This is a genomic window from Croceibacterium soli, assembly GCF_009828065.1.
Taxonomy (GTDB): domain Bacteria; phylum Pseudomonadota; class Alphaproteobacteria; order Sphingomonadales; family Sphingomonadaceae; genus Croceibacterium_B; species Croceibacterium_B soli.
Map to the genome: position 1 here is coordinate 108,402 of NZ_WTYK01000006.1, position 24,437 is coordinate 132,838.

The 24,437-nt window shown below is 66.2% G+C and carries 23 protein-coding genes; 18 read left to right on the forward strand and 5 right to left on the reverse strand.

Annotated features, from left to right (window positions below):
* Positions 1–8 precede the first annotated feature (8 nt).
* A complete protein-coding gene (locus GRI75_RS14775; RefSeq protein ID WP_160747060.1) occupies positions 9–377 on the reverse strand; it encodes a c-type cytochrome in 369 nt (122 codons plus the stop codon).
* Positions 378–576: 199 nt separating this feature from the next.
* On the opposite strand from GRI75_RS14775, the gene GRI75_RS11160 reads away from it, so the two are divergent.
* The 9 genes from GRI75_RS11160 (at position 577) to GRI75_RS11200 (ending at position 12,198) form a co-directional block, all read left to right on the forward strand.
* The gene (locus GRI75_RS11160) at positions 577–1,050 is read left to right on the forward strand and encodes a hypothetical protein (protein WP_160747061.1); all 474 of its coding nucleotides are present in this window, start codon (positions 577–579) and stop codon (positions 1,048–1,050) included.
* Positions 1,034–1,744 carry a HupE/UreJ family protein gene (locus GRI75_RS11165; RefSeq protein WP_160747062.1) on the forward strand — a complete coding sequence of 237 codons (711 nt, stop codon included), beginning with the start codon at positions 1,034–1,036 and terminating at the stop codon, positions 1,742–1,744. Before GRI75_RS11160 ends, GRI75_RS11165 begins: the two co-directional genes overlap by 17 nt.
* Entirely contained in the window at positions 1,741–2,367 is a 627-nt protein-coding gene (locus GRI75_RS11170) for a hypothetical protein (RefSeq protein WP_202389717.1), read from the forward strand. Before GRI75_RS11165 ends, GRI75_RS11170 begins: the two co-directional genes overlap by 4 nt.
* Before the next feature lie 106 nt (positions 2,368–2,473).
* Positions 2,474–4,462 carry a pyrroloquinoline quinone-dependent dehydrogenase gene (locus GRI75_RS11175; RefSeq protein WP_160747063.1) on the forward strand — a complete coding sequence of 663 codons (1,989 nt, stop codon included), beginning with the start codon at positions 2,474–2,476 and terminating at the stop codon, positions 4,460–4,462.
* Positions 4,459–5,496 carry a hypothetical protein gene (locus GRI75_RS11180; protein ID WP_160747064.1) on the forward strand — a complete coding sequence of 346 codons (1,038 nt, stop codon included), beginning with the start codon at positions 4,459–4,461 and terminating at the stop codon, positions 5,494–5,496. Before GRI75_RS11175 ends, GRI75_RS11180 begins: the two co-directional genes overlap by 4 nt.
* Positions 5,493–6,644 carry a hypothetical protein gene (locus tag GRI75_RS11185; protein ID WP_160747065.1) on the forward strand — a complete coding sequence of 384 codons (1,152 nt, stop codon included), beginning with the start codon at positions 5,493–5,495 and terminating at the stop codon, positions 6,642–6,644. The genes GRI75_RS11180 and GRI75_RS11185 overlap by 4 nt, the downstream gene beginning before the upstream one ends.
* An 11-nt stretch (positions 6,645–6,655) precedes the next feature.
* Positions 6,656–8,338, forward strand: coding sequence for a carboxylesterase/lipase family protein (locus tag GRI75_RS11190; RefSeq protein ID WP_160747066.1), 1,683 nt, complete (start codon positions 6,656–6,658; stop codon positions 8,336–8,338).
* 35 nt (positions 8,339–8,373) lie between these two features.
* Positions 8,374–10,494 carry an outer membrane protein assembly factor BamB family protein gene (locus GRI75_RS11195; RefSeq protein WP_160747067.1) on the forward strand — a complete coding sequence of 707 codons (2,121 nt, stop codon included), beginning with the start codon at positions 8,374–8,376 and terminating at the stop codon, positions 10,492–10,494.
* A gap of 84 nt (positions 10,495–10,578) precedes the next feature.
* Entirely contained in the window at positions 10,579–12,198 is a 1,620-nt protein-coding gene (locus GRI75_RS11200) for a hypothetical protein (protein ID WP_160747068.1), read from the forward strand.
* Between the two features lie 62 nt (positions 12,199–12,260).
* On the opposite strand, the gene GRI75_RS11205 is transcribed toward GRI75_RS11200, so the two are convergent.
* Positions 12,261–12,770 (reverse strand): hypothetical protein, encoded by a 510-nt coding sequence (locus GRI75_RS11205; RefSeq protein ID WP_160747069.1) that lies wholly within the window; start codon positions 12,768–12,770, stop codon positions 12,261–12,263.
* Positions 12,771–12,782: 12 nt separating this feature from the next.
* Positions 12,783–13,310, reverse strand: a complete 528-nt coding sequence (locus GRI75_RS11210; protein WP_160747070.1) for a hypothetical protein — start codon at positions 13,308–13,310, stop codon at positions 12,783–12,785.
* Between the two features lie 406 nt (positions 13,311–13,716).
* On the opposite strand from GRI75_RS11210, the gene GRI75_RS11215 reads away from it, so the two are divergent.
* The 7 genes from GRI75_RS11215 to dhaK all read left to right on the forward strand — a co-directional run bounded on the left by GRI75_RS11215 (position 13,717) and on the right by dhaK (position 20,526).
* Positions 13,717–15,585 carry an outer membrane protein assembly factor BamB family protein gene (locus tag GRI75_RS11215; protein ID WP_160747071.1) on the forward strand — a complete coding sequence of 623 codons (1,869 nt, stop codon included), beginning with the start codon at positions 13,717–13,719 and terminating at the stop codon, positions 15,583–15,585.
* Positions 15,586–15,637: 52 nt separating this feature from the next.
* Complete coding sequence (locus GRI75_RS11220) at positions 15,638–16,477, forward strand: hypothetical protein (RefSeq protein WP_160747072.1); 840 nt, start codon at positions 15,638–15,640, stop codon at positions 16,475–16,477.
* A 54-nt stretch (positions 16,478–16,531) separates the two neighbouring features.
* Complete coding sequence (locus tag GRI75_RS11225) at positions 16,532–16,960, forward strand: DUF6152 family protein (RefSeq protein WP_160747073.1); 429 nt, start codon at positions 16,532–16,534, stop codon at positions 16,958–16,960.
* Between the two features lie 222 nt (positions 16,961–17,182).
* A complete protein-coding gene (locus GRI75_RS11230; protein WP_160747074.1) occupies positions 17,183–18,070 on the forward strand; it encodes a class II fructose-bisphosphate aldolase in 888 nt (295 codons plus the stop codon).
* A 14-nt stretch (positions 18,071–18,084) separates the two neighbouring features.
* Entirely contained in the window at positions 18,085–18,813 is a 729-nt protein-coding gene (locus GRI75_RS11235) for an HAD-IA family hydrolase (RefSeq protein WP_160747075.1), read from the forward strand.
* 11 nt (positions 18,814–18,824) lie between these two features.
* Positions 18,825–19,502, forward strand: a complete 678-nt coding sequence (dhaL, locus tag GRI75_RS11240; RefSeq protein ID WP_160747076.1) for a dihydroxyacetone kinase subunit DhaL — start codon at positions 18,825–18,827, stop codon at positions 19,500–19,502.
* A gap of 28 nt (positions 19,503–19,530) precedes the next feature.
* Positions 19,531–20,526 (forward strand): dihydroxyacetone kinase subunit DhaK, encoded by a 996-nt coding sequence (gene dhaK, locus GRI75_RS11245; protein ID WP_160747077.1) that lies wholly within the window; start codon positions 19,531–19,533, stop codon positions 20,524–20,526.
* A 105-nt stretch (positions 20,527–20,631) separates the two neighbouring features.
* Here dhaK and GRI75_RS11250 read toward each other — a convergent pair whose 3' ends face one another.
* Positions 20,632–21,033, reverse strand: a complete 402-nt coding sequence (locus GRI75_RS11250) for a VOC family protein (RefSeq protein WP_160747078.1) — start codon at positions 21,031–21,033, stop codon at positions 20,632–20,634.
* 114 nt (positions 21,034–21,147) lie between these two features.
* Here GRI75_RS11250 and ligM point away from each other — a divergent pair, with 114 nt between their 5' ends.
* Together ligM and GRI75_RS11260 are read left to right on the forward strand one after the other, a co-directional pair.
* Positions 21,148–22,551: a vanillate/3-O-methylgallate O-demethylase gene (ligM, locus tag GRI75_RS11255; RefSeq protein WP_160747079.1), complete on the forward strand. Its 1,404-nt coding sequence runs from the start codon at positions 21,148–21,150 to the stop codon at positions 22,549–22,551.
* Between the two features lie 111 nt (positions 22,552–22,662).
* Positions 22,663–23,358 (forward strand): alpha/beta fold hydrolase, encoded by a 696-nt coding sequence (locus GRI75_RS11260; RefSeq protein WP_160747080.1) that lies wholly within the window; start codon positions 22,663–22,665, stop codon positions 23,356–23,358.
* 34 nt (positions 23,359–23,392) lie between these two features.
* On the opposite strand, the gene GRI75_RS11265 is transcribed toward GRI75_RS11260, so the two are convergent.
* Positions 23,393–24,403 (reverse strand): NAD(P)H-dependent flavin oxidoreductase, encoded by a 1,011-nt coding sequence (locus GRI75_RS11265; RefSeq protein WP_160747081.1) that lies wholly within the window; start codon positions 24,401–24,403, stop codon positions 23,393–23,395.
* Between the last annotated feature and the right edge of the window lie 34 nt (positions 24,404–24,437).

The window sequence follows — 24,437 nt, forward strand, 5'->3', positions numbered from 1 at the left end:
GGAGCGGTTTACTCGGCCGTTTTGTTGGCGGAGACGATGTAGTCCGCCAGCAGGGCGATTTCCTCGTCGGGGATTTGCCCACCGAAGCTGGGCATAGCGCCCTGGCCGTTGGAGATGCGGTCGATGACCAGCTCGCGGGTGAGCTTCGGGTTGTCGAGCGTCGGGCCTACACCGCCCGATGCGTCCGCGTCGGCCAGCGCATGGCAGGCGCTGCAGGACCAGCTGTGGAACATTTCGCGCGCGGCGTCGGTATTCACCGCGGGATCCTCGGCATTGGCGCGCGAGAAGCCGGCGCTGCCTGCCGCGAGGCCGCCGACCAGCGCCACGGCCGCGAGTGCCGGGGTCAGGAATTTGCGCTTGCTTGCTGCCTTGGTCACCGTGATTCGCTCCCGTTTGTTGATTCTGTCCAAAACTCTGGACCTGCGGCCTAGCTATTGCCGTCGCCGCCGATGTCAATCGCACAATGGTTGACGCGCGATGAAGCGCAGTTGAATATGATCGCCAGCCCGCCGACAGCAGCCGGCAGAATTGGGGAAAGAGATGACCGTCCGCGCTTCGAGTTTGACTTTGTTCGCAATGGCCGTGGCGCTGGCCGGGTGCAACGGCTCCGAGGGCGGCGAGCAGGGCGCGACCGGCGAACCGCGGTATCTCAAGGCCCACAGCGCACAGCAGTTGATGGCGCAAGTGGTCCAGCCGACGGCGGAAGTGTTCTGGAATTCGGCCGGCTATGTGATGGACGAGACCGGCGAGCACGACCTGACGCCGACGACCGACGAAGGCTGGCAGGCCACCCGCACCGCTGCGGCGACGATCACTGAAATGGGCAACCTGCTGATGACCCCGGTCTATGCCGAGGGGCGCGGCGCGGATTGGATCGAGTTCTCCAGGGCGCTGGTGGAAGTCGGCCAGAAGGCCGAAGAGGCCGCCGCCAACCGCGACAGCGAGGCCGTGTTCGAAGTCGGCGGCACGATGTACAACGTCTGCACCGCCTGCCACCAGGCCTACCTGCCCGAAGAGCAGGCGGCCGCGGCCAATGCCTCGCAGCAATGATGCTTTGACCACTGCGGCCCGCCTGTGGCCGCTGGTGCTGGTCGCCGGGCTCGCCCTCGTCGCCGGCCCAGCGCTGGCGCACGACGTGTCGGAGGCGGACCGGGCCGCCGTTCAGGGGATCGACGGGCCGGCTTTCATCCCGTTTCTGTACCTAGGGGCCAAGCACATGGTCACCGGGTACGACCACGTGCTGTTCCTGATCGGCGTGGTGTTCTACCTTTTCCGGCTGCGGGACGTGGTGATCTACGTCTCCATGTTCACCATCGGCCATTCGCTGACGCTGATGGGCGGAGTCCTGCTCCGCACCGGCGCCAACCCTTACCTGATCGACGCTATCATCGGCTTGTCGGTCGTCTACAAGGCGGTCGAGAACCTCGGCGGCTTCCGCCGCATCGGCGTCCTGATCGACCCGCGCCTGGCGGTGCTGGTGTTCGGCCTGTTCCACGGGATGGGCCTGGCGACCAAGCTGCAGGACCTGGCGCTTTCCGAGGAAGGCCTGCTGGTCAACCTGGTCGGCTTCAACATCGGCGTCGAGGTCGGCCAGGTGATCGTGCTCGCGATCGTCGTCTCGGCGCTCAACGTCTGGCGCAAGTCGGCAAGCTTTACCGCCGGCGCGCGATACGCCAACGTCGCGCTGGTCGCGGCGGGGCTCGCCCTCACCGCATATCAGATTGCAGGATGGATGCAGGAATGAACGAACCCCAAACCGCTCCCCGGCCCTCGCGCACCAAGCCGCTGATCTGGGGCGGCGCCGCCCTGCTCGCGGCGGCGGCGATCGTGCTCGTGTTCGTGCTGCCGGCGGAGTTCGGCAAAGACCCGACCGGCCTCGGCCGCGCGCTCGGCCTTGAGGTGCTGTCGACCGAGGGGATGAACGAGGAGCAGATCCGCGGGGCCAAGCGCGAAGGCGTGCTGGCAGAGCTGCCCGGCGGCACCGTAGCCAATCCGCAGGACCGCTACACCATCGAGCTCGCCCCGTTCGAATCGACCGAGTTCAAGTACACCCTGAAGGAAGGCGAGCAGATGCGCTTCGCCTGGACCGCCACCGGGCCGATCGACTTCGACATGCACGCCCATCCGTTCGAAGGCGGCGAAGAACTGACGGAAAGCTACGCAATCACTAAGGCGCCGGCCCAGAGCGGCATCTACACCGCGCCGTTCACCGGCATCCACGGGTGGTATTGGCAGAACCGCACCATGGACAATGTCACGCTCACCCTCGACGCGTCGGGCGCCATGACGACTTCGACGATCTTCGATCAGTTCGGCGATCATCCGCGCGAACTCGCCCCACCCGCGCAAGCCCCGGAAGAAAGCTGAACTAGGGTCTGACAGAATAATTTTTCGGATATTGTCAATCTAACGCATTTTCCGGCCTTGTTGTCGCCGACAAATCTCGGCTAGGCTGAGGGCTGGGAGAATGCATGTGACAAGACTGCCTGGGGCAATTTCCGAGTACCGCCGTTTCCAATCGCGCCGCACCGCCGGCCTCGTTGCCGCGTGCGCCGCCGCCTTGCTGGCGTCCGCCTGCACCACCGCACCGGGGGGCTCGCTCGCGGCCAAGTCGGCAGTGCCGACCGTAGCAAGCTATGACTACACCGGGTGGGATTCCTATCTCGGCGGCGCGGAGTCGTCGCAGTATTCCTCGCTGGACCAGATCAACAAAGCCAATGTGAGCCAGCTCGAAGTCGCCTGGACTTACGAGACCGGACCGGGGGCCGCCCCGTCGTTCAACCCGATCAAGGTCGGCAACATGCTGATCGTGCTGAAGGGAACGAGCACGCTCGCCGCGCTCGATCCGGCGACCGGCCGAGAGCTGTGGAGCCGCGAGTACGAAGGCCGCCTGGGCACCCGCGGGATCAACTACTGGCAGAGCGCCGACGGAACCGACCGCCGCCTGTTCGTGATCAACGACGGCATGCTGCGCGCGATCAACGCCGCCAACGGCGAACCGATCGCCACTTTCGGCGCCGACAGCAAAGTCGACATCCGCGTCGGCCTGCCGGGCGACACCAGCGCGATCCGGCCGCTGCAGACCAGCAACCCCGGCCGCATCTACAAGGATACGATCATCGTCTCGCTGCCGGCGGCGGCTTACGACTTCGCGTCCGCGCCGGCCAACATCCACGCCTACGACGTGCGCACCGGCGCCATGAAGTGGGCCTTCAACATGGTTCCGCAGAAGGGCGAGTTCGGCTACGATACGTGGCCCGAGACGCCGGACCGCCACAACTATGGCGGCGTGCACAACTGGTCCGAATCGACCGTCGACGAAGAGCTCGGCCTGGTCTTCATCCCCACCGGCACGGCCCGTTACGACTTCTACGGCGGCAACCGTAAGGGCGACAACCTGTTCGGCAACTCGATCGTCGCGCTGAATGCGGAGACGGGCGAGCGCGTCTGGCACTTCCAGACGATCCACCACGATCTCTGGGACCTCGACCTTCCGCAGGCGCCGAAACTGATGACGATCCGCAAGGACGGCGAGGACGTGCCGATCCTGATCCAGGCGGTGAAGCACGGCTATGTCTTCGTGTTCGACCGCCGCACCGGCGAGCCGATCTGGCCGATCGAGGAGCGCCCCGTTCCGGCCTCCGACGTGCCGGGCGAGGAAGCGTCCCCGACGCAGCCGTTCCCGACCTGGCCCAAGCCCTATGCGCGCATGACCTTCACCGAGGACATGATCAATCCGCACATTCCGGAAGCCGACCAGGCCAAGCTGCGCGAGCTGTTCAAGACGGTCCGCAACGACGGCGAGTTCACCCCGCCGAGCCTGCAGGGCTCGATCGGCATGCCGGGGCACAACGGCGGCACGAACTGGGGCGGATCGGCCGTCGATCCGGTCCGCAAGCGCTTCTACGTGAACTCCAAGCAGATCCCGGTTCTCAACAAGCTGACGCTCGACAAGCGGCCCGAAGCGCTGGAGGCGATGCCCAACAGCGGCGGCGACGTGATGCCGTACAAGGAAGCCGTCGACTTCATGCTTCAGTCGAACGGGCTGCCGGCGATCAACCCGCCCTGGTCCACGCTGACCGGCTACGACATGGAGAGCGGCGAGATCATCTGGCAGGTCCCGAACGGCGAAGTCATGATGCTGGCCGAGAAGGGCATCCGCAACACCGGCAGCACGGCTCCGCGCGGCGGCCCCGTGGCGACGGCAGGCGGCCTGATCTTCATCGGCACTTCGTCCGACCGCAAGGTCCGCGCGCGCGACGCCGACACCGGCGCCGTGCTGTGGGAGCACCAGCTCGACGCGGCGAGCGAAGGCGTGCCGGCGGTCTACGAGGCCGGCGGCAAGCAGTACGTCGTCTTCCCAGTGGGCGGTGACGGCCTGTTCGCTCCACGCCTCGGACAGCCGAAGCCGGGCGCCAACCGCTACGTCGCGTTCGCCTTGCCGACGGGAGCCGGCCAGTGATCGCGCGCGGCACTATCGCGGCGCTGGCGCTCGCCTGCTGCTCGGCGAGCAGCATCCCGGCCCTGGCGCAAGACGTCGACCTGACGGTGCTGCCGCCGGCGCAGAACGGCTACAAGCCGGCGATGACCGAATGGGGCGAGCCGGACTTCCGCGGCGGCTGGCCGATCGATCACCTGAACGGCCGCACGCCGCTGCAACGCGATCCCGCGCACGGCAATCGCATCTTCCTGACGGACGAGGAGTTCGCCGAACGGGAGGAAATGGTCGCCGAGCTCGAGAAGCGCTACGAGAACGAGGACACGCAAGGCAAGATGGGCATCGGCCACTGGGCCGAAGTCGCCGCCGCGAACCGCCGCACGAGCTGGATCGTCAGCCCGGCCAACGGGCGGCTGCCGGAGTACACGCCCGAAGGCAAGCGCCGCTCCGCCGCGATGCAATCGAGCTGGCGCCAGGGGCAGTTGTTCGACTGGGTGACCGACTTCGACAGCTGGGACCGCTGCATCACGCGCGGCCTACCCGCGTCGATGATGCCGTTCATGTACAACAACGGCATGCGCATCTTTCAGTCGCCGGGCCTCGTCGCCCTGCAGATGGAGATGGTGCACGAGACGCGCCTGATCCCGACCGACGGCAGCCCGCCGATCCCGCGGCAGATCCAGCACTGGCTCGGCGAAAGCCGCGGCCGGTGGGAGAACGGCAACACGCTGGTGGTCGAAACGACCAACTTCATGCCCGGCCCTTCGGCCACCAACATCGGCACGACCGGATCGCCCCCGGCGAACGACACGCCGGTCAGCGCCGAAGCCAAGCTGGTCGAAACGTTCACGATGACCGGGCCCAACTCGATCGTCTACGACTTCACCTGGACCGATCCGGTGGTGTTCACCGCGCCGTGGTCCGCCCGCCTCGACTGGCAGCGCGACGACGATTTCCAGATCTTCGAATACGCCTGCCACGAAGGCAACGTACAGATCCGCAACTACATCACAGCATCGCGCGCCGAACGCGCGCAAGAGAGGGAGGGCTCCCAATGAAATCCCATAAGACAACGCTTCGCCTGGCGGCAGCTTCGGTGCTGCTCGCCACGGCGGCTCTCGGCAGCGCCGCGATCGCTCAGCAGGCGCCCGCCGACCCGACCGTGCTGCAGCCCGTGCCGGACGATTACCAGCCGAAGAAGACCGCCTGGGGCGATCCCGACTTCACCGGCACCTGGCCGATCGACAACATCGCCAGCATCTTCTTCGAGCGCAACGACCGCTACGGCAACCGGTTCTACCTGACGGCTGAAGAGCTGGCCCAGCGTGCCGAGCAGGCGAACGCCTCCGCTGAGCGCTACAAGGAAGAAGAAGAGCAGGGCAAGATCGGCATGGGCCACTGGGTCGAATCCGACGTGTCGGGCGCCCAGACCGCGCTGCTGGTCGATCCGCCGAGCGGCAAGCTGCCGGCGTTCACCGAATACGGCCAGACGATGTACAAGGCCGGCCGCTCCAGCTGGGTCAACGGCCAGCCTTTCGACTGGGTCAGCGACTTCGACACCTGGGACCGCTGCGTCACCCGCGGCTTCCCGGCTTCGATGCTGCCGTTCCGCTACAACAACGGCATCCGCCTCCACCAGGCGCCCGGCTACGTGACGATCGAGCTGGAGATGATCCACGATTCGCGCATCGTCCGCGTGGTGCCGAAGGCACAGTGGGCGGAGCTGCAGAAGACCCGCTGGCCGGCCGAAGTGCGCACCTGGATGGGCCAGTCGCTCGGCTACTGGGATGACGAGAACACGCTCGTGATCGAGACGACCAACATCAAGGCCGGCGACAGCGTCGTCGGCGATCGCCTCGCGCGCGGCCCTTCGCCGCTCAACATGGCGACGATGGGCGTTCCGCCGAACAACACCATCCCGACCAGCGATGCGGCCAAGGTGGTCGAGCGGATCACGATGACCGGCGACGATTCGATCATCTACGAGATGACCTACTCCGACCCCAAGGTCTTCACCGCGCCGTGGACCGCACGCCTGCCGTGGACGCGTGACGAGGAATACGGCTTCTTCGAGTACGCCTGCCACGAAGGCAACGTGCAGGTGCGCAACTACATCAACTCCTCGCGCAGCGAGCGCGGGCTGACGACCAGCGGTGTCGGCGCCCATGAATCGGACGAACGCGGGGCGCCCGGGGGCGTTCAGTGATCGCAACGCGCTTGCGGGCAACCGCAGCCGCCCTGCCGCTGGCGCTGGCCCTTTCGGCCTGCGCCACGGCCGGAAGCGTGGAGCCGGCAGCTTCGGCTGACCGGCCCGCCGCCGCCGCAACCGCCTCCACCGGCTTGCTCGCCCCGGTTCGGACCCAGCAGGGTCTCGTCCAGGGCGCGCCGGGCAAAGTGCAGGGCGTCACGGTGTTCAAGGGCATTCCCTTCGCCGCCCCGCCCGTCGGCGAACTGCGCTGGCGCCTGCCGCAGCAGCCCGCTTCCTGGACCGGCGTGCGCGACGCGACGCAGTACGGCGACGTCTGCGTCCAGCCACCTGCGCCGGAGCGTTTCCCGCCGAATTCGGCGACCGACATTCCGGAAAACTTCACCGGCATGTCGGAAGACTGCCTCAACCTCAATATTTGGACGCCCGCCAAGGTCGCCGGCGAGAAGCTGCCGGTCATGGTCTGGCTCTATGGCGGCGCCTACAACGAAGGCGGCGGCAACGCGCCCTTCAGCGAAGGCGACAACCTGGCCGCCAAGGGCGTGGTCATGGTCACGCTCAACTACCGCGTAGGGCCGTTCGGCTTCCTCTCGCACCCTGAGCTGACCGCGGAAGAACCGGTCGGCGCCTCGGGCAACCAGGCACTCGGCGACGCGATCGCGGCGTTCAAGTGGCTCAAGGCCAACGTTGCCCAGTTCGGCGGCGACCCCGACAACATCACCCTGTTCGGCGAAAGCGCCGGTGCGGCGATGAACGCCGGGCTGGTCGGCGCAGCGGGCGCGGCAGGCACGTTCGAGCGGGCTATCGCCCAGAGCGGCGGCTGGATGGGCCTCGGCATCGGCCTGATGCCGAAGCGCGATGACATGGAGAAGCGCACGCTGGAAGCGGCGGAGAAGGCTTTCGGCAAGACGTCTCTCGCCGAACTGCGCCAGCTTCCGCCGAGCGAAGTCGCCAAGCTGCGCGGCCAGGGCATGATCGTGGACGGCCACATCATCCGCGACGACCTCTCCAAGGTCTTCGCCGAAGGCCGGCAGAACAAGGTCGACGTGCTCGTCGGCTCGAACGCGGACGAAGGCTCCTTCACGCGCAGCTTCGGCCCGCCGACGACGCTGGAAACGTGGAACAATGGCGCTGCGCAGCGTTGGGGCGATCTCGCCGAGCTGGGCCGCGCGGCCTATCCGGCCAGCACGGACGCAGAAGCGGCGGCGATCGCCAGCATGCCGTTCTCCGACACGCTGGCCTGGCACATGCGCCTGTTCGCCGATCTGCAGGCGAAAGCCGGCGAGAACGCCTGGTTCTACTTCTTCACGCACGAACCGCCGTTCGATCCGGAGCGGCCGGACCTCGGCGCCGGACACACCGCGGAAATCCCGTACGTGTTCGACAACCTGGCCGCCCCGCGCACTTATCCCGCGGGCAGCTCGGTCAAGCTGATGGCCGGCAACGCGCGGGAAGAAGCCCTGGCGGACCAAATCTCGCAATACTGGGTGAACTTCGCCCGGACCGGCAACCCGAACGGGTCCGGTCTGGCGACCTGGCCCACCATAGCCGAACTGGGGCCGAGCGAGGCGATGATCCTCGATGCGGACGGCTCGGGCAAGGGCCCGTGGCTTAGCGCGGAGAAGATCGCGCTCTATCGCCAGATGTGGGAGCAGCGGGTGGCGAAGCCGCTCGGCATCCAGCTGGCCAAGTAACAAGCAAGAAGACGAAAGACCGATTGGGAGGAGTGATGGCAGTGTCGTTCAAAGGGCGGCGCTTGCCGCTCCTCCTTTCCGTCGCGGGCTGCGCCGCGCTCGGCGCCGCCGCGCTGGCCCAGAGCGACGCGCCGGAGCCGGTGCGCAAGCAAGTGGCACAGGCCGCGGACATCTATGCCGCCCAGTGCGCCTCCTGCCACGGGGACAACCTCGACGGCGGCCAATTCGCCCAGTCGCTCTCCGACGAGGCGTTCAAGGCCAAGTGGGCCGGCAAGAACGCGCAAGCGCTGTTCGAATACATCCGCAGCGCCATGCCGCCCGGCAATGCTCGCAGCTTGCCCGACGATGCTTACGCCGCGCTGACCCAGCTGATCCTGTCGCGCAACGGTATCACGGCGCAGGATGCGCTGGCGCCCAATTCCCCGGTGATGATCCGCACGCAGTTCCCGCTGGCCAGCGAAGGTCAGCCGGACGTGGGCGGGATCGGCGGCCTTTCCAAGCGCTACCCCAACCCGCCCTGGCCCAAGGCGCCCGACCGCTTCGCCAGCTACACCCCGGTGACCGAAGCGATGCTGCAGACGCCGGCGCCGGAGAACTGGCTGAGCTGGCGGCGCAGCCACCAGGGGCTCGGCTTCTCGCCGCTGACCCAGATCGACAAGCGCAGCGTCAAGAACCTGACCGTTGCCTGGTCTCAGGCCCTGCCGGCCGGGCCCAACATGGCCGAGCCGCTCGTGCGCGACGGGGTGCTCTACGTGTTCGGCTATGGCGACGAGGTCTTCGCCTTCGACGCGGCCGACGGCCACCTGCTGTGGCGCTACACCCGCGACCTGCCGAAGGACACGGCGCTCACCTCCAAGAAGACGCTGGCGCTCTATGGCGACAAGCTGTTCGCCGCGACGAGCGACCTGCACATGGTCGCGCTCGACGCGCGCACCGGCAAGCTGGTGTGGGACAGCGAGATCATCGACGATCCCGAGTTCCGCAATCCCGGCGGCCCGCTGGTGGCCGACGGCGTGGTCATGCAGGGCCTGACGACGCAGAAGACCGGCGGATCGATCATCGTCGGGCTGGATGCCGAGACCGGCAAGCGGCTGTGGACCTTCAACACCATTCCTTCGCCCGGCACGCCCGAAGGGGACACCTGGAACGGCTTGCCGCAGGACAAGCGCCACGGCGGATCGGTCTGGACGTCCGGCACTTACGACGCCGAGACCGGCCTCGCGCTCTGGGGCGTGGCCCAGACGTACGACACCGGCCCGCTGCGCGACCGCAAGCCCGGCATGAACAACGACGGGCTCTACACCAACTCCACGCTGGCGTTCGAGCCGCGTACCGGCAAGCTGGCCTGGTACTTCCAGCACATGAAGAACGACCAGTACGATCTCGACTGGGTGTTCGACCGGGTGATCGGCACTCTGGACGTGAACGGTAACCCAACCCGCGTGGTGATGACCGGCGGCAAGGAAGGGCTGTTCGACGCGCTCGAACTGGCCACCGGCAAGTACGTCAAGACGGTCGACATGGGACTGCAGGACTTCATCGAATCGATCGATCCGGTGACCGGCGACAAGCACGTGAAGCCGGAGAAGATCCCCGGCGCGGACAAGGGCGCCGTGGCTGTCTGCCCGCACGCCGGCGGCGGGCGCAACTGGAGCCCCACGGCGTTCGTGCAGGAGACCGGCCTGCTCTACGTCAGCGCGCGCGACGTGTGCATGGACATGGTCCCTTCGAAGACCGGGTTCCTGACCACCGGCGTGAACATCGAATACATGCCCCCGCCCGACGGCGACGGGAACTACGGCCTGCTGCAGGCGATCGACATGCAGGCGGGCAAAGTCCGCTGGGAAGTGCGCCAGCGTGCGCCCTACAACATGGGGGTGCTAGCGACGGCCGGGGACGTGCTGTTCACCGGATCGATGGACCGCAAGGTCAAGGCATACGACCAGGCCACCGGCGACCTGCTGTGGCAGAGCGGCGTGGCAGGCGTGCCCAACGCCTCGCCCATCACCTATGCCGTCGACGGCAAGCAGTACGTCGCCATCGTCACGGGTGCCGGCAATCCGCTGGCCTTCGGTCTTCCGCAGGTGACGCCGGAACTGGCGCTGCCGCCGGTCAACAGCTCCTCCGTCGTGGTCTTCGCACTACCGGAGGACTAGCGCGCCCGGACGAGGGGCGGAAACGCCGACCGGTTTGGACTGACTGCGCCGAATGTGGTATCTGGACCGGAGGAGGCCGGTCCTATGAACACGCTCCTTTTGTTCTCCGCCCTGGCGTTCGCTCAGGCCAGCGCCGCGGAAGGCCACGACCATGGCGGGCACGGCGAAGTCACTTTCCAGACCACCTGCAGTCCTGCGGCCGAGGCGACCTTCCTGGATGGCGTCGCCTGGCTCCACTCCTTCGAATACGAGGAAGCTGGGAAGAGCTTCGACAAGGCGGCCGCGGCCGATCCGTCCTGCGCTATCGCGCATTGGGGCACGGCGATGAGCCTCTACCACCCGCTCTGGGCCGCTCCGAACGCCGCCGAGTTGAAACGGGGTCGCGACGCGGTCGCCAGGGCGCAAGCCACGCCGGCGAAGAGCGAGCGCGAGCGGGGCTATGTCGACGCCGTTGCCGCGTTCTACCAGGGCTCCGAGTCGCTCGACCACAAGACCCGCGCCGAAGCTTACAGCGCGGCGATGCGCGAGTTGCACCGGCGCTACCCCGATGACTTGGAAGCCGGCGCGTTCTATGCCCTGACTCTGATCGCCGCCGGCACTCTCGACGACGACCCGGCGTTCGCCCGGGAGCGCGAAGCGGCCACGATCCTCAATGCCGTCATGGAGGCTCAGCCCGACCATCCCGGCGTGGCCCATTACCTGATCCACAGCTTCGACTATCCGCCGCTGGCCGAACTGGCCCTGCCCGCGGCCAAGCGTTACGCCGGGATCGCTCCGGCATCGCCCCACGCACAGCACATGCCTTCGCATATCTTCACCCGGCTGGGCATGTGGTCCGACTCGATATCGTCCAATCTGATGTCGGCGGCCGCAGCCCGCGACGCAGTGAAGAGCAAGGGCTTCGACGGCGCCTCGCGGGAGGAGCTGCACGCGATGGACTACCTCGCCTACGCTTACCTGCAGACTGGGCAGGACAAGGCGGCGGAAGGCGTTCTGTCCCACCTCAGCGCGATGCGACGGGTCGACGATCCGATCTTCTCCGCCGCCTATGCCGCCACTGCCATTCCCGCGCGCATCGTTCTGGAGCGCCGGCAATGGCGCGAAGCGGCGGCCCTGGAACTGCCCGCGAATGTACCGGGGCTGGTTCCGCTCGAGAACTTTGCCTGGAGCGAGGCCCACATCCATTTCGCGCGGGCGATCGGTGCTGCGCGCTCGGGCGATGCGGCGGCGGCACGCAGGGAGATCGCGAGGCTGGCCCAGATAGAGCAGGCGCTCAGCATTCCTCCGGGCACTTACGACTGGCGGGCGCCGATCCGGGTCCAGCGCGGGATCGCCGCCGCGTGGGTCGCCCACTCCGAAGGCAAGCGCGACGAAGCGCTCGATCTGATGCGGCAGGCCGCCGATCTAGACGATTTGACGGAGAAGCACCCGGTGACACCCGGCGCCATCCTTCCGGCGCGCGAGCAGCTCGGGGAGCTGCTGCTCGAACTGGGCCAGGGGAAGGAAGCGCTGACCGCGTTCGAAGCATCGCTGGAACGCTCACCGCGAAGGTTGAACGGCCTTTACGGCGCCGCCCGTGCGGCGGCTCTCGCCGGCGAGACAGCGAAGGCGCGGGAGTACCAGGCGGAGCTGGTGGAATTGACCAGGGACGGCGACCAGACCCGGGCCGAGCTCAAGGACATCCGCCTCAGCCTGGCAGAATAGTCGGCGGACAAAAAAGGGCCGGCAAACTGCCGGCCCCTTCTGTCACTACGCGGATCGGACGATCAGTAGAACATGCCGAGCGTGAAACCGATCGCGCGGCCGAAGAACACCACCAGCAGCCAGAAGATCAGCGACAGCGCGCCGGCGACCTTCACCGACACCGGCATCGTCGCGTCGCGATCCCAGTGCGAGACAGTGCGGTAGGTGATGAAGTGGAAGTACATCATGTTGAGGCCGGCCAGCGCCAGCATCGCCATCTTCCACAGGAAGTAGGGGTTGATCACATAGCTGCTCGCCTTGCTGACGAACAGCAGCGTGCCGGTGATCGCCGCCAGCACGAACGCGCCCCAGGTCCACGGCAGGATGTCGTTGGACGTCTTCGTCACGGCAAACTTGTTCGAGGTCAGGCCGAGCATGCGCAAGTCGACCACGAAGATGGTGCCGAGCACCGTGACCAGCGCGATGACGTGGAGCGTCTCGAGCGTGGGGAACATCCAGGTCGATTCGGCCACCATCGTGCCGAAGCTCGAATACTCGAGGCTTTCCCAGATATTGGTCGGTTCAGGATACATCGAATTTTCCCCTCAGACCGGCGCGTATGCGATCCAGCGGCCGCACAGCATTATGACGCACCACAAGATGATGATGAAAATGGAACCGGCCTTGATGCCCCCGGTGACGGCGCCGCCGCCGGCGAGCCGGCGCATGACCTTGCCGTGGAACACCAGGCTGACGATCACCGCGAGCACGATCAGGACGACCTTGATCCAGAAGATCGGGTTGATCAACTCGCGAACCGGTTCGCCGATGATCAGGCCCAGTCCACTGAGCAGGAGCACCAGCAGCGCGCCCCAGACCCAGCCGATGTAGCGGCGCTCGGTCTCGGCCATCGTGCGGTCCGTGCCGGCAAGCTCGAAGATCCGCAGCGTGACCATCAGGACCGCGCCGAAGCCGGCTGCGATCGAAAGGATGTGAATCACCTGGATGATCGGGATCGCCCAGAAGTTGGTCTGGATCCACAGGCTCAGCGATGTTTCGGAAATCCAGAGCGCGAACTCCGTCAGCGGCGTCGAGCGCAGCCAATCCGTAAAGCTGTATAACAAATCACCCATCAGAAACGCTTCCCCTATCAATCGCCGGCCTTACCGGTCGCTCAGGATCCGTGGACAAAAGCAGCGGGTTCGCCGAGTAAATTACTGTAACGGACGGGTTACACGCCGCCGTTCCCCCAGCTCAGCCGGCCCCGCTGGTGCGGTATCCGCCAGGTCCCGTGTCAAATGCCCCCGGGGGCGCGGAGACAGAAAAGAACCTTGCGGCCGGCGCAGGCTTTTCGATTCGTATCTGCTTATCCTTCCCCGGATGCTGCGCCCGGTAGCGCAGGCTACAAACCGTTGTCAAAGCCGCATATCCCTTCTAAACCGGACAAAGTCATGCAAGGCGGAAACATCCGCGCTTACCTGGAAACGAGTGGAGGGGAATCGGATGCGCGCTGCGGGAGGCCTAGGACTGGCCGCAATCTTGGCTTTGGCTGCCCCCGCGACTGGCCAGCAGACCGACTCGATCCCGGCCGGCGACTGGCGTTCGATCAACCGCGATCTGGCCTCGACACGCTTCTCTCCTCTGGACGAGATCAACAAGTCCAACGTTTCCAACCTGGTTGAAGCGTGGTCGTACCCGCTGCGCGGCTTCAACACGGCGGTGCCGGTGGTCGTCGGCGGAGTGATGTATTTCCCTGCCGGCAGCCGCGTCGTGGCGGTGAACGCCGATACCGGGGCGGAGATCTGGTCCTACGAGCACCCGCGCCCCGAGGGCGCAGCCGCGGGCGCCGGCGGCGTTTCGGGCCGCGGCGTCAGCTACTGGCCCGGCGACGGCACGCTGGCCCCGCGCATCATGGCTATGGCGGGCTCGCAGATGATCGCGCTCGATGCCGCAACCGGGCAGCCGGTCGCCGGCTTCGGGCAGAACGGCACGATCGACGTGGGCGTCCCATACGGCGGTACGCCGACGATCTTCCGCAACGTGGCGGTAATCGGCGCGGCGACGCTGGAGAACCCGATTGGCGTGCCCGGCAACCCGCGCGCGTTCGACGTGCGCACGGGCGCCAAGCTGTGGGAGTTCCAGACAGTCCCCAAGGCGGGCGAGCCTTATAACGAGACCTGGGGCAACGGCTGGAAGGGCCGCTCCGGCGCGAACATGTGGGCTTTCGCCGCCCCGGTCGATGCCGAGCGGGGCCTGATCTACCTGCCGATCAGCGGCCCCGCAGCCAACTACTACGGCGGCGATCGGCCCGGCACCAACCTGTTCGCCAACTCCATCGTCGCGGTCGACATCGAGACCGGCGAATACAAGTGGCACTACCAGACGGTCCACCACGACCTGTGGGACATCGACATGCCGACCGCCGGCGCGCTGCTGAACGTGACCGTCAACGGCCGCAGCGAGCCGGCCATCGCCCATGCCGGTAAGAGCAGCTACTTCTACTTGCTCGACCGCGAGACGGGCGAGCCGCTGCATCCGGTCGACGAAGTGCCGGTGCCGGTCGGCGACGTGCCGGGCGAATACTACCACCCGACGCAGCCGATCCCGCGGGTCACCCCGGCGCTGAGCCGCACGACGCTGACTTACGACGATATCGTCACCGCGGAAGATACCACTCCCGAACACGCCGCGGCCTGCCGCAAGATGTGGGACGATGCCGGCGGCTATCTCAACTACGGCCCGTTCACGCCGTTCTTCTTCCACCGCAAGGGCACTCCGCCACGCTCCACCATCCAGCTTCCGGGCGGCACCGGCGGCGTCAACTGGGGCGGCGTGGCGGTCGACCCGCAAAGCGGCACGGTGTTCGCCAACGCGCAGGCCACTTCGCTGGTCGGCTGGGTGGAGCGCAAGGAAACGACCGAAAGCTACAGCTTCGACGCCAATGACACCAACCAGGCCTACGATCGCGCCAGCGTCAACGGCAAGGGACCGTTCTTCTCCTTCTCCGCGCCGGTTTCCGGCAAGTATGATGAGAACGGCCGCGCGGTCGGCGCGCAGGCGCCCTGCTACCGGCCGCCGTGGGGCCAGCTGACCGCGGTCGATGCCGCCACCGGCCAGATCAAGTGGCAGGTACCGCTGGGCGTCATCGAGGAACTGCCGGAAGGCAAGCAGCTGGTCGGCAACTCCGGCAGCGCCGGTCCGACCGTCACCGCCGGAGGGCTGGTCTTCGTCGGCGCGACCAACGACAAGCGCTTCCGTGCCTTCGATGCAGGCACCGGCCAGCAGTTGTGGGAAGCGCAGCTGGGCAACAACGCCAACGCCAACCCGATGAGCTACCGGGGGCAGAGCGGAAAGCAATACGTCGCGATCAACGCCGGGGGCACGATTGTCGCCTACGCGCTTCGCTGATAGATCACTTAGAATTAGGGTACTCAAGGTTCACAAAGAGGACATTATTGGGATGGGCAAATTGTTTACGTTGGCCGCGGCAGCGGCATGTCTTTTCGCCGGAACCAGCGCCGTGGCGCAGGCTCAGGCACAGACGCAGCAGCCGGCGACGATCGACGGCAAGCCGAACCTCAACGGCATCTGGCAGACGATGAATGGCGCCAACTGGAACCTCGAGCCGCATTCCGCGGTCGCGTCGCCGGATGAGCGCGTGGATCGGGCGGTCGGCGCCTGGGGCGCGGTTCCGGCCAGCCTGGGCGTGGTTCAGGGCGGCACGATCCCTTACCGTCCCGAAATTCTCGAGCAGCGCAACACGCGCCGGGCCGAGGGCAAGGATCCGGAGAAGGCCTGCTACCTGCCGGGCATTCCCCGCGCGACCTACATGGGCCTGCCGTTCCAGATCATCCAGGGCGGCGGCGACATCCTGATGGCGTACGAATACGCCTCGGCGAATCGCGTCATCAACATCGGCGAAGTGGAAATCCCGCCGATCGATACCTGGATGGGCACCTCCTACGGCAAGTGGGAGGGGAACACCCTGGTCGTCACCACGTTGGCGCAGAACGGTGAGTCCTGGCTCGACCGGGCCGGCAACTTCGTCGCGCCGACGACCACGGTGGTGGAGCGGTTCACGCCGATGGGCCCGAACCACATCGACTACCAGGTCACGTTCGACGACCCGGAGCTCTACACGCGCCCGTGGACGATCAAGATGCCGCTTTACCGCCGGATGGAGGAGAACGCCCAGCTGCTTGAGTTCAAGTGCGTGCCGTTCGCCGAAATGTATCTCTACGGAGATCTGTACGAAACGATGGACGACGAGGCCAAGGCCCGGCTCGGCGTCCAGAAGTAAAGTGCGCGCGATAAGCGCACCCAAACACTGAAGAGAGTTACGAGGAGTATCAACATGCGTATCAAGACCTGGCGCAACGCCGTGATCGGCGCCGTGCTGGCGGTGGGTACGGCGGGCGCTGCCATCGCCCACCATTCCTTTGCCGCCGAATTCGACCGCAACAAGCCCATCAAGCTTCAGGGCGAAGTGGTGAAGTTCGAGTGGGTGAACCCGCACTCGTGGATCCACATCCGCACCACCCGCGCCGGCAAGTCCGAAGTGTGGCGCGTGGAAGGCGGCGCCCCGAGCGCGCTGCTGCGCCGCGGCTGGAACAGGAACTCGCTGCCCGCCGGCACGAAGATCATCGTCCAGGCCTTCCAGGCCCGCGACGGCGACACCCGCGCCAGCGCCGCCGAGATCAGCTTCCCAGACGGCCGCGAGCTTTCGCTCGGCAACCCGACCACCGAAGCGGTGGCGGCTGCGGCGAAGCGCGCCAAGAACTAAGCGGCCGCCCCGCCTTAGGGCGGGCTGCCGTTGGCAGACACGTGGATGCCGTGGCCGATTCCGGCCGCGGCATCTGCTTGTAAAGCCACACAGGAAGTACCGTTCCGCCCGGCTTGAGGGGGCCGCGGAACACGACATGACCGGCCCGCTCGTCTAGGCTGGGCCAATGCGAATCGCCCCGCGCACAGCGCCGGCGAAACCGCCACTACAGGGAGCTTGTTAATGCCGTTGGTCAACATGAAGCCGCTGCTGCGCGATGCGATGGATAACGGCTATGCCGTCGCCGCCTTCAACCTCGTCGATTATGGAACGACCAAGGCGATGGTCGCCGCCGCCGAGGAGTTGAACGCTCCGGTGATCTGCCAGACCAGCGCCAAGACCATCCAGTACTGGAGCCACAAGGAGATCGTCTCCTGGGTGCGCACCGCGGCGGAAGATTCGCCGGTGCCCGTGGTTCTTCACCTCGATCACTGCAAGGATCTGGCGATGATCGAAGCCTGCGCGCAGGCCGGCTGGACCTCGATCATGATCGACGCTTCCGAGCTGCCGTTCGAAGAGAACCTCGAACTGTCCAAGCGCGTGCGCGACATCGCCGACAAGTACGGCGTGGGCATGGAAGCAGAGCTCGGCCAGATCATGGGCGTGGAAGACGACATGGTCGTCGCCGAAGAGGATTCGGTCCTGACCGATCCGGAAGACGCCAAGCGCTTCTGCGACGCGCTGGACCTCAGCGCCTTCGCCTGCGCCGTCGGCACGGCACACGGCTTCTACAAGGGTGAGCCGGTGGTCGATTTCGACCGCATCGAAGCGATCAACAAGCTGACCCGCACGCCGATGGCGCTGCACGGCGGCACCGGCCTGTCGGACGAGACGTTCGCCAAGGCGATCGCCCGCGGTTCGGCCAAGGTGAACATCTCGACCAACCTCAAGCACGTGTTTGTCGAAAGCTTCGTCAAGTACCACACCGAGAACCCGAAGGACTTCGAGCCGCTGCGCGTGATCGACGCGCAGTACAAGGCGTGCAAGCAGATGTTCTCCGGCTTCATCGAGAAGTTCGGCGGCAAAGACAGGGCACAGCCGTTCCTCGCTTCCCTCAAGCAAGCTGCCTGAGGGACCGTAAGAGAATGCTCAAAGCCATCATCTTCGACTGCGACGGCGTCTTGGTCGATACCGAGCGGGACGGCCACCGGGTCGGCTTCAACCGCGCCTTCGCCGGATTCGGCATCGATGCCGAATGGGACGTCGAGCTTTACCGCAAGCTGCTTCAGGTAGCCGGCGGCAAGGAGCGCATGCGCGCCTACTTCGACGAATACGGCTGGCCGGAAGGCCGCGAGGAGTCGAAGGACGATCTGATCGCGGCCCTGCACAAGACCAAGACCGGCATCACTGCCGCCCTGGTCGGCGAAGGCGCGTTGCAGCTTCGCCCCGGCATCAGCCGGATCGTCGACGAAGCGATCGCCGCCGGCGTCACTCTCGGCGTGTGCACCACGTCCAACCCGCGCTTCATCGACGCCGTGCTCGACCTGTTCGGGCCGGAGCGGAAGGCGAAGTTCGCCTTCGTCCATGCGGGCGACTGCGTGGCCAAAAAGAAGCCCGACCCCGAGATCTACGAGCTCGCCAAGGTCTCGCTCAAGCTCCCCGTCCACGAATGCGTGGTGATCGAAGACAGCCGCAACGGCCTGCTCGCCGCCAAGGGCGCGGGCCTGCCCTGCCTGATCACCACCAGCACTTACACGGTGGACGAGGATTTCACCGAAGCCGACCGGGTCGTTTCCGAACTTGGCGACGAACCCAACGTCAACATCACGCTCGCGGACCTCGGCGAGCTGGCCGCCGAACACGCCGCGGCCTGAGGGAGGATAGCATGACCGACATTTCCCAGGAGCGTATCGAGCGCGCGATCAGGACCACTTGCGCCACGGTGCTTCGCAACGAACACTACTTCTCCGACCTCGACGGCCTGGCCGGCGATGGTGACTTCGGCACCTCGCTGGCGACCGGCTTCCGCGTGATCGACAAGGAATGGGACGAGATCCCCAAGACCGACATCGGCGCGATGCTGCTGAAGATTTCGATGCTCGTCAGCAAGCACGTCGGCGGCAGCTCGGGCCCGATCTGGGGCACCGGCTTCATGAAGGCGGCAATGCTGACCCGCGGCAAGACCTCGATCACCCTGCAGGAACTGGCCGACATGCTCGGCTCCGCGATCGAGGGCATCCAGGCCCGCGGCGGCGCCAAGCTGGGCGACAAGACCCTGCTCGACGCGCTGATCCCGGTGCACGAGAAGCTCAAGGAGCATGCCGCCGGTGACGGCGATGTCTGCGCCGCCCTGTGCGAGGCCGCCGCTGCCGCCGACAGCGCCGTGGACGAGACCCGCAACCTTGTGGCCCATCGCGGCCGCGCCAGCCAGGTTGGCGAGCGCAGCGCGAACACCCCGGATCCGGGCATCGTCGCCATCGCCACGATCCTGCACGACTGGTGCAAGGATTGCGGCCTCGCCCAGACCCCGAACGCGGCCGAAGTCGCCAAGGCCACTGCCTGATCACCCTATCGACGGAGAGGACCGAACCATGAAGAAGTTTGTCAACGATCCCGCACAGTTCGTGCCCGAGTTCATGAAGGGCATCGCCCTCGCCAACCCGGGGCTGCTGGACTTCAATGCCGAGTTCCAGATGGTTACCCGCAAGGGCGGCGTGGACAAGTCCAAGGTCTCGATCGTCCAGGGCTCCGGCTCGGGCCACGAGCCGGCGCACGTCATGGCCGTCGGCCCGGGCATGCTCACCGGCGCCTGCCAGGGCGCGGTGTTCGCCGCCCCGCCGGTCGACGCCTGCTACGAGACGATTAAGGCCTGCAACTCCGACGCCGGCGTGCTCGTCCTGGTCAACAACTACCAGGGTGACCGCATGGCCTGGGACATGGCCACCGAACTCGCCACGGCCGAAGGCATCAACGTCCGCCAGTTCTGGATCAACGACGACGTCGCGGTTGAGGACAGCCTCTACACCGTCGGCCGCCGCGGCGTGGCCGGCAACTTCTTTGTCATCAAGGCCTGCGGCGCCGCCGCCGAGCAGGGCAAGAGCCTCGACGAAGTCGAAGCGATCGCCAAGAAGGTCAACGACAACGTCCGCACGATGGGCGTGGCGCTGACCAGCTGCATCCCGCCGGCCAAGGGCACGCCGATCTTCGACCTGGGCGAAGACGAGATCGAAGTCGGCGTGGGCATCCACGGCGAACCGGGCCGCCGCCGCGAGAAGATCCAACCCGCCGACCAGATCACCGAAGAGCTGTTCGAAGCCGTCGCCAGCGACATCCCGTTCAACTCGGGCGACCGCGTGGCGATCATGGTCAACGGCCTTGGCGGCACGCCGATCACCGAGCTTTACGTGATCTACGCCAAGGCCCACGAACTGGCCGAGAAGGCCGGCTTCACCGTGGTGCGCAACTACGTCGGCGAATACTGCACCTCGCTGGAAATGGCCGGCGCGTCGCTGACCATTCTGCGCCTGGACGACGAGCTCGAAGCCCTGCTCGACGCACCGGCCGAGACCGCCGCGCGCATCTTCTGAGCCGGCGCAAGCTGCACGATAAGGGGGCGCGGTCCGCAAGGATCGCGCCCTTTTTCGTTCTCGGCGCGAAAAATGCGCGGCGGGCCCTCAGGCCTCCGAGCCCGGTCAATCTGCGAAGAAGTTCAATTCCAGCAGCACGTTGTTGGGATCGGGGGTGAAGATCTGGCGCAAGTTGATCGCGCTGACCAGGTTCTCCTGGTACTCGGCACCCATGGCGTCGAGGCGGCCTTTGACCTCGTCGTAACCGACGCACTTCAGCGCGACGTGGTGCAGCGCGCCGGTCAGCGAGCCGGGCTCCACTTCGCGGTCGTATGTGCGGTAGCAGTCGAGCGAATTGATGTGGATAATCGCCCGGCCCGCTCCATCGAACATCCAAGTGGCGGTTTCCGGCGTCAGCGGCGGGGGCGCATCGCGCCGCTCCAGGCCGAGCAGTTTGCCGTAGAATTCCGCCGTCTCGTCGAGCCGATCGGTGATGATGTTGACGTGATCGAGCGCTTCGACGTTCATGCCTCTCGTCCTCTCGTTTGGGGCCGCTTTCCCCTTGCATGCCATGCCAGATATTGTATGCGCCGCATACAATTTTCGCGTATGTGATTCATTCACAAATGAGAGGAATTTTGGATGGCTGAGAATCTGGATCAAGTGCTGGCGAAGGCAAATGGCGACATCGTCGGCCAGCTGCGCAACAACAAGATCGGTGCCTATGTGTACCCGGTCGTCGCGCCCGAGTTTTCCAACTGGCGCAGCGAGCAGTGGGCCTGGCAGCACGGCGCGGTCCTGTTCGACCAGTCGCACCACATGTTCGACCTCTACATCAACGGCCCGGACGCGCTGAAGCTGCTGTCCGACACGATGATCAACTCGCCGGCCGGCTGGCAGGTCAACAAGGCCAAACAGTACGTCCCGACGACGCCGTACGGCCACGTGATCGGCGACGGCATCATCTTCTACCTGGCTGAGAACGAGTTCGTTTACGTCGGCCGCGCGCCGGCTGCTAACTGGCTGATGTACCACGCCGAAACCGGCGGCTACGACGTCGAAGTGATCAACGATCCGCGTTCGCCGAGCCGCCCGATGGGCAAGCCGGTGAACCGCATCTCCTGGCGCTTCCAGATCCAGGGCCCGCAGGCCTGGAACGTGATCGAGAAGCTCAACGGCGAGCCGCTCGACAAGCTCAAGTTCTTCAACATGAGCTCCATGAAGATCGGCAACAAGACCGTCCGTACGCTGCGCCACGGCATGGCCGGTTCGCCGGGCCTCGAAATCTGGGGTCCGTACGAAGAGCAGGAATACATCCGCGAGGAAATCCTCAAGGCGGGCGAAGAGTTCGGCCTGATCCCGGTCGGCAGCCGCGCCTATCCGTCGAACACCCTCGAATCCGGCTGGATCCCCAGCCCGCTGCCGGCGATCTACACCGGCGACAAGCTGGCCGACTACCGCAAGTGGCTCGGCGCCGACAGCTACGAGGCGACCGGCTCGATCGGCGGTTCGTTCGTCGGCGAGAAGATCGAGGACTACTACCTCAATCCGTGGGAACTGGGTTACGGCCCGTTCGTGAAGTTCGACCACGACTTCCACGGCGCCGACGCGCTGAAGGAAATCGATCCCGCCGAGCAGCGCAAGAAGGTGACGCTCGAGTGGAATGCGGACGACATGAAGAAGATCGTCGGCTCCATGTTCGACCCCGAGGGTGAGCAGTACAAGTTCTTCGACCTGCCGCTCGCGAACTATGCCAACTCGAACTACGACAAGGTCGTGGACGCAGACGGCAACACCATCGGCCTGTCGATGTTCACCGGCTACTCGTTCAACGAGAAGAAGGCGCTGAGCCTCGCGACCGTCGACCACGAGCTTCCGCTCGGCACCGAGATCGGTGTCGTCTGGGGCGAAGAGAACGGCGGCACCGCGAAGACCACGGTCGAGCCGCACAAGCAGATCACCGTGCGCGCGATCGTCTCGCCGGTGCCCTACAGCAAGATGGCAGCCGACACTTACGCCCAGGGCTGGCGCACCAGCCGCAAGTAAGCGGTCGCCAGATCAGGAAAATGGGGGAGGCGCCGCGAGGCCCCTCCCCTTTTTCTTGTCCGCCGTCCGCCCCTCCGGCATCAAGCCGGCAGACAAGGGAGAGATGTGCAGATGGCGAATTACGTTCTCGTCCACGGCGCCTGGGGCGGCGGGCAAAGCTACGACCAGACGGCCGAGGACCTGCGTGCCGCAGGCCACGCGGTGCTCGTCGCGCAGTTGGCCGGTCTCGGCAGCCGCTCAGGCGAGCTCCATCCTGGCATCACCCTGACCGACCATATCGACGACGTCTGCGGGCAGGTGGAGCAGGCCGGCTTCGACCGCTTCATCCTGGTCGGCCACTCTTATGGCGGGATGGTGATTACCGGGGTCGCCGCGCGGCTCGGTGCGCGGATCGACGCAATAGCGTACCTCGACGCTTTCCTGCCGCTCGACGGGGAGTCCCTGTGGGACATTACCGGCGAGTACGAGCACGCCTGGTACATCGACAGCCAGAAGTTCACCCCCGGCCTCGTCGCGCCGATCGGCACGGTCGGCTTCGAGCCGGTGCCGGGAATGGTCGGCCGCCATCCGCTGCTGACCTTGCTGGAGGCGGTGCGCTACACCGGCGAAGAGGCGAAGATCCCACGCCGCGCCTATGTTTTCGCGACCGACTGGCAGCCGACGCCATTCGCGCGCTTCTTAGCGCATGCCCAGGCGGAGGGCGGCTGGGACTGCCACGAGAGCAAGGCGAGCCACTACGTCATGGCCGACCAGCCGGAGCAAACGCGGGAGATCCTGCTGGGGCTGGCGGCGCCCCGCACGGGGTGAAGCGCTACCGCGAGAGACAGCGCGGAGAGCGAGCTTAACGCCGGCTCAGCGCCGCTTCGCTCTCCGCCATCAGCGTGTCCATGATCTGCGCCACGGGCTCTTCTTCCTTGACCATGCCGACCGATTGGCCTGCCATCAAGCTGCCGTTCTCGATGTCGCCGTCGATCACCGCGCGGCGCAGCGCCCCGGCCCAGTAATGCTCGATCTGCAACTGCGCCTCGGCCATCTCGATCGCACCTTCGTCGAGGGTCTTGGCGACTTCGCGCTGCTTCGCTGTGAACAGCTCGGTGCCCTTGTTCTTGAGCGCGCGCACCGGGATCACCGGCAGGCGCGGATCGACCTGGACGCTCGCGACAGCGTCCCGCGCGCCGGCGCGGAAGAAGGCCTTCTTGAAGTTCTCGTGGGCGATGCTTTCGACCGCGCAGGCAAAGCGCGTGCCGAGCTGCACGCCGACGGCGCCCATCTCCAGGTACCCGGCCATCGCCTCGCCCCGGCCGATCCCGCCGGCGACGAACACCAGGTGCTCCTCGCTCAGCGCCGGGAGGAACTCCTGAGCCAGAACGCTGGTCGAAACCGGGCCGATGTGGCCGCCGGCTTCCATGCCTTCGATCACCAGGGCGTCGCCGCCGGAGCGCAGCAGCTTCTTGGCCAGCGCCAGGGTCGGCGCGAAGACCACCACCTTGGCGCCGAAGCTCTTGATCGCTTCGACGCTGCCCTTGGGCGGGATCCCGCCGGCGAGCACGACATGGCCGACGCCGTGCTTGCCGCAGACCTCGATCAGCTCGAACAGCATCGGGTGCATGGTGATCAGGTTGACGCCGAAAGGCTTGTCGGTGAGCGCCTTGGTCCCGGCGATCTCGGCGTCGAGCAGGTCAGGCGTCATCGCTCCGCAGGCGATCACGCCGAAGCCCCCGGCATTGCTGATCGCGGAGACCAGGTTCCGCTCCGAAACCCAACTCATCGCCCCGCACATGATCGCATATTCGGTGCCGAGGAATTCCGCGCCGCGGCGCATCAGGGCTGTGGTCTTGGGGTAAGCGGTCATCGGGGCTCCATCGGCTGCGCCATCGCGGGTTCCG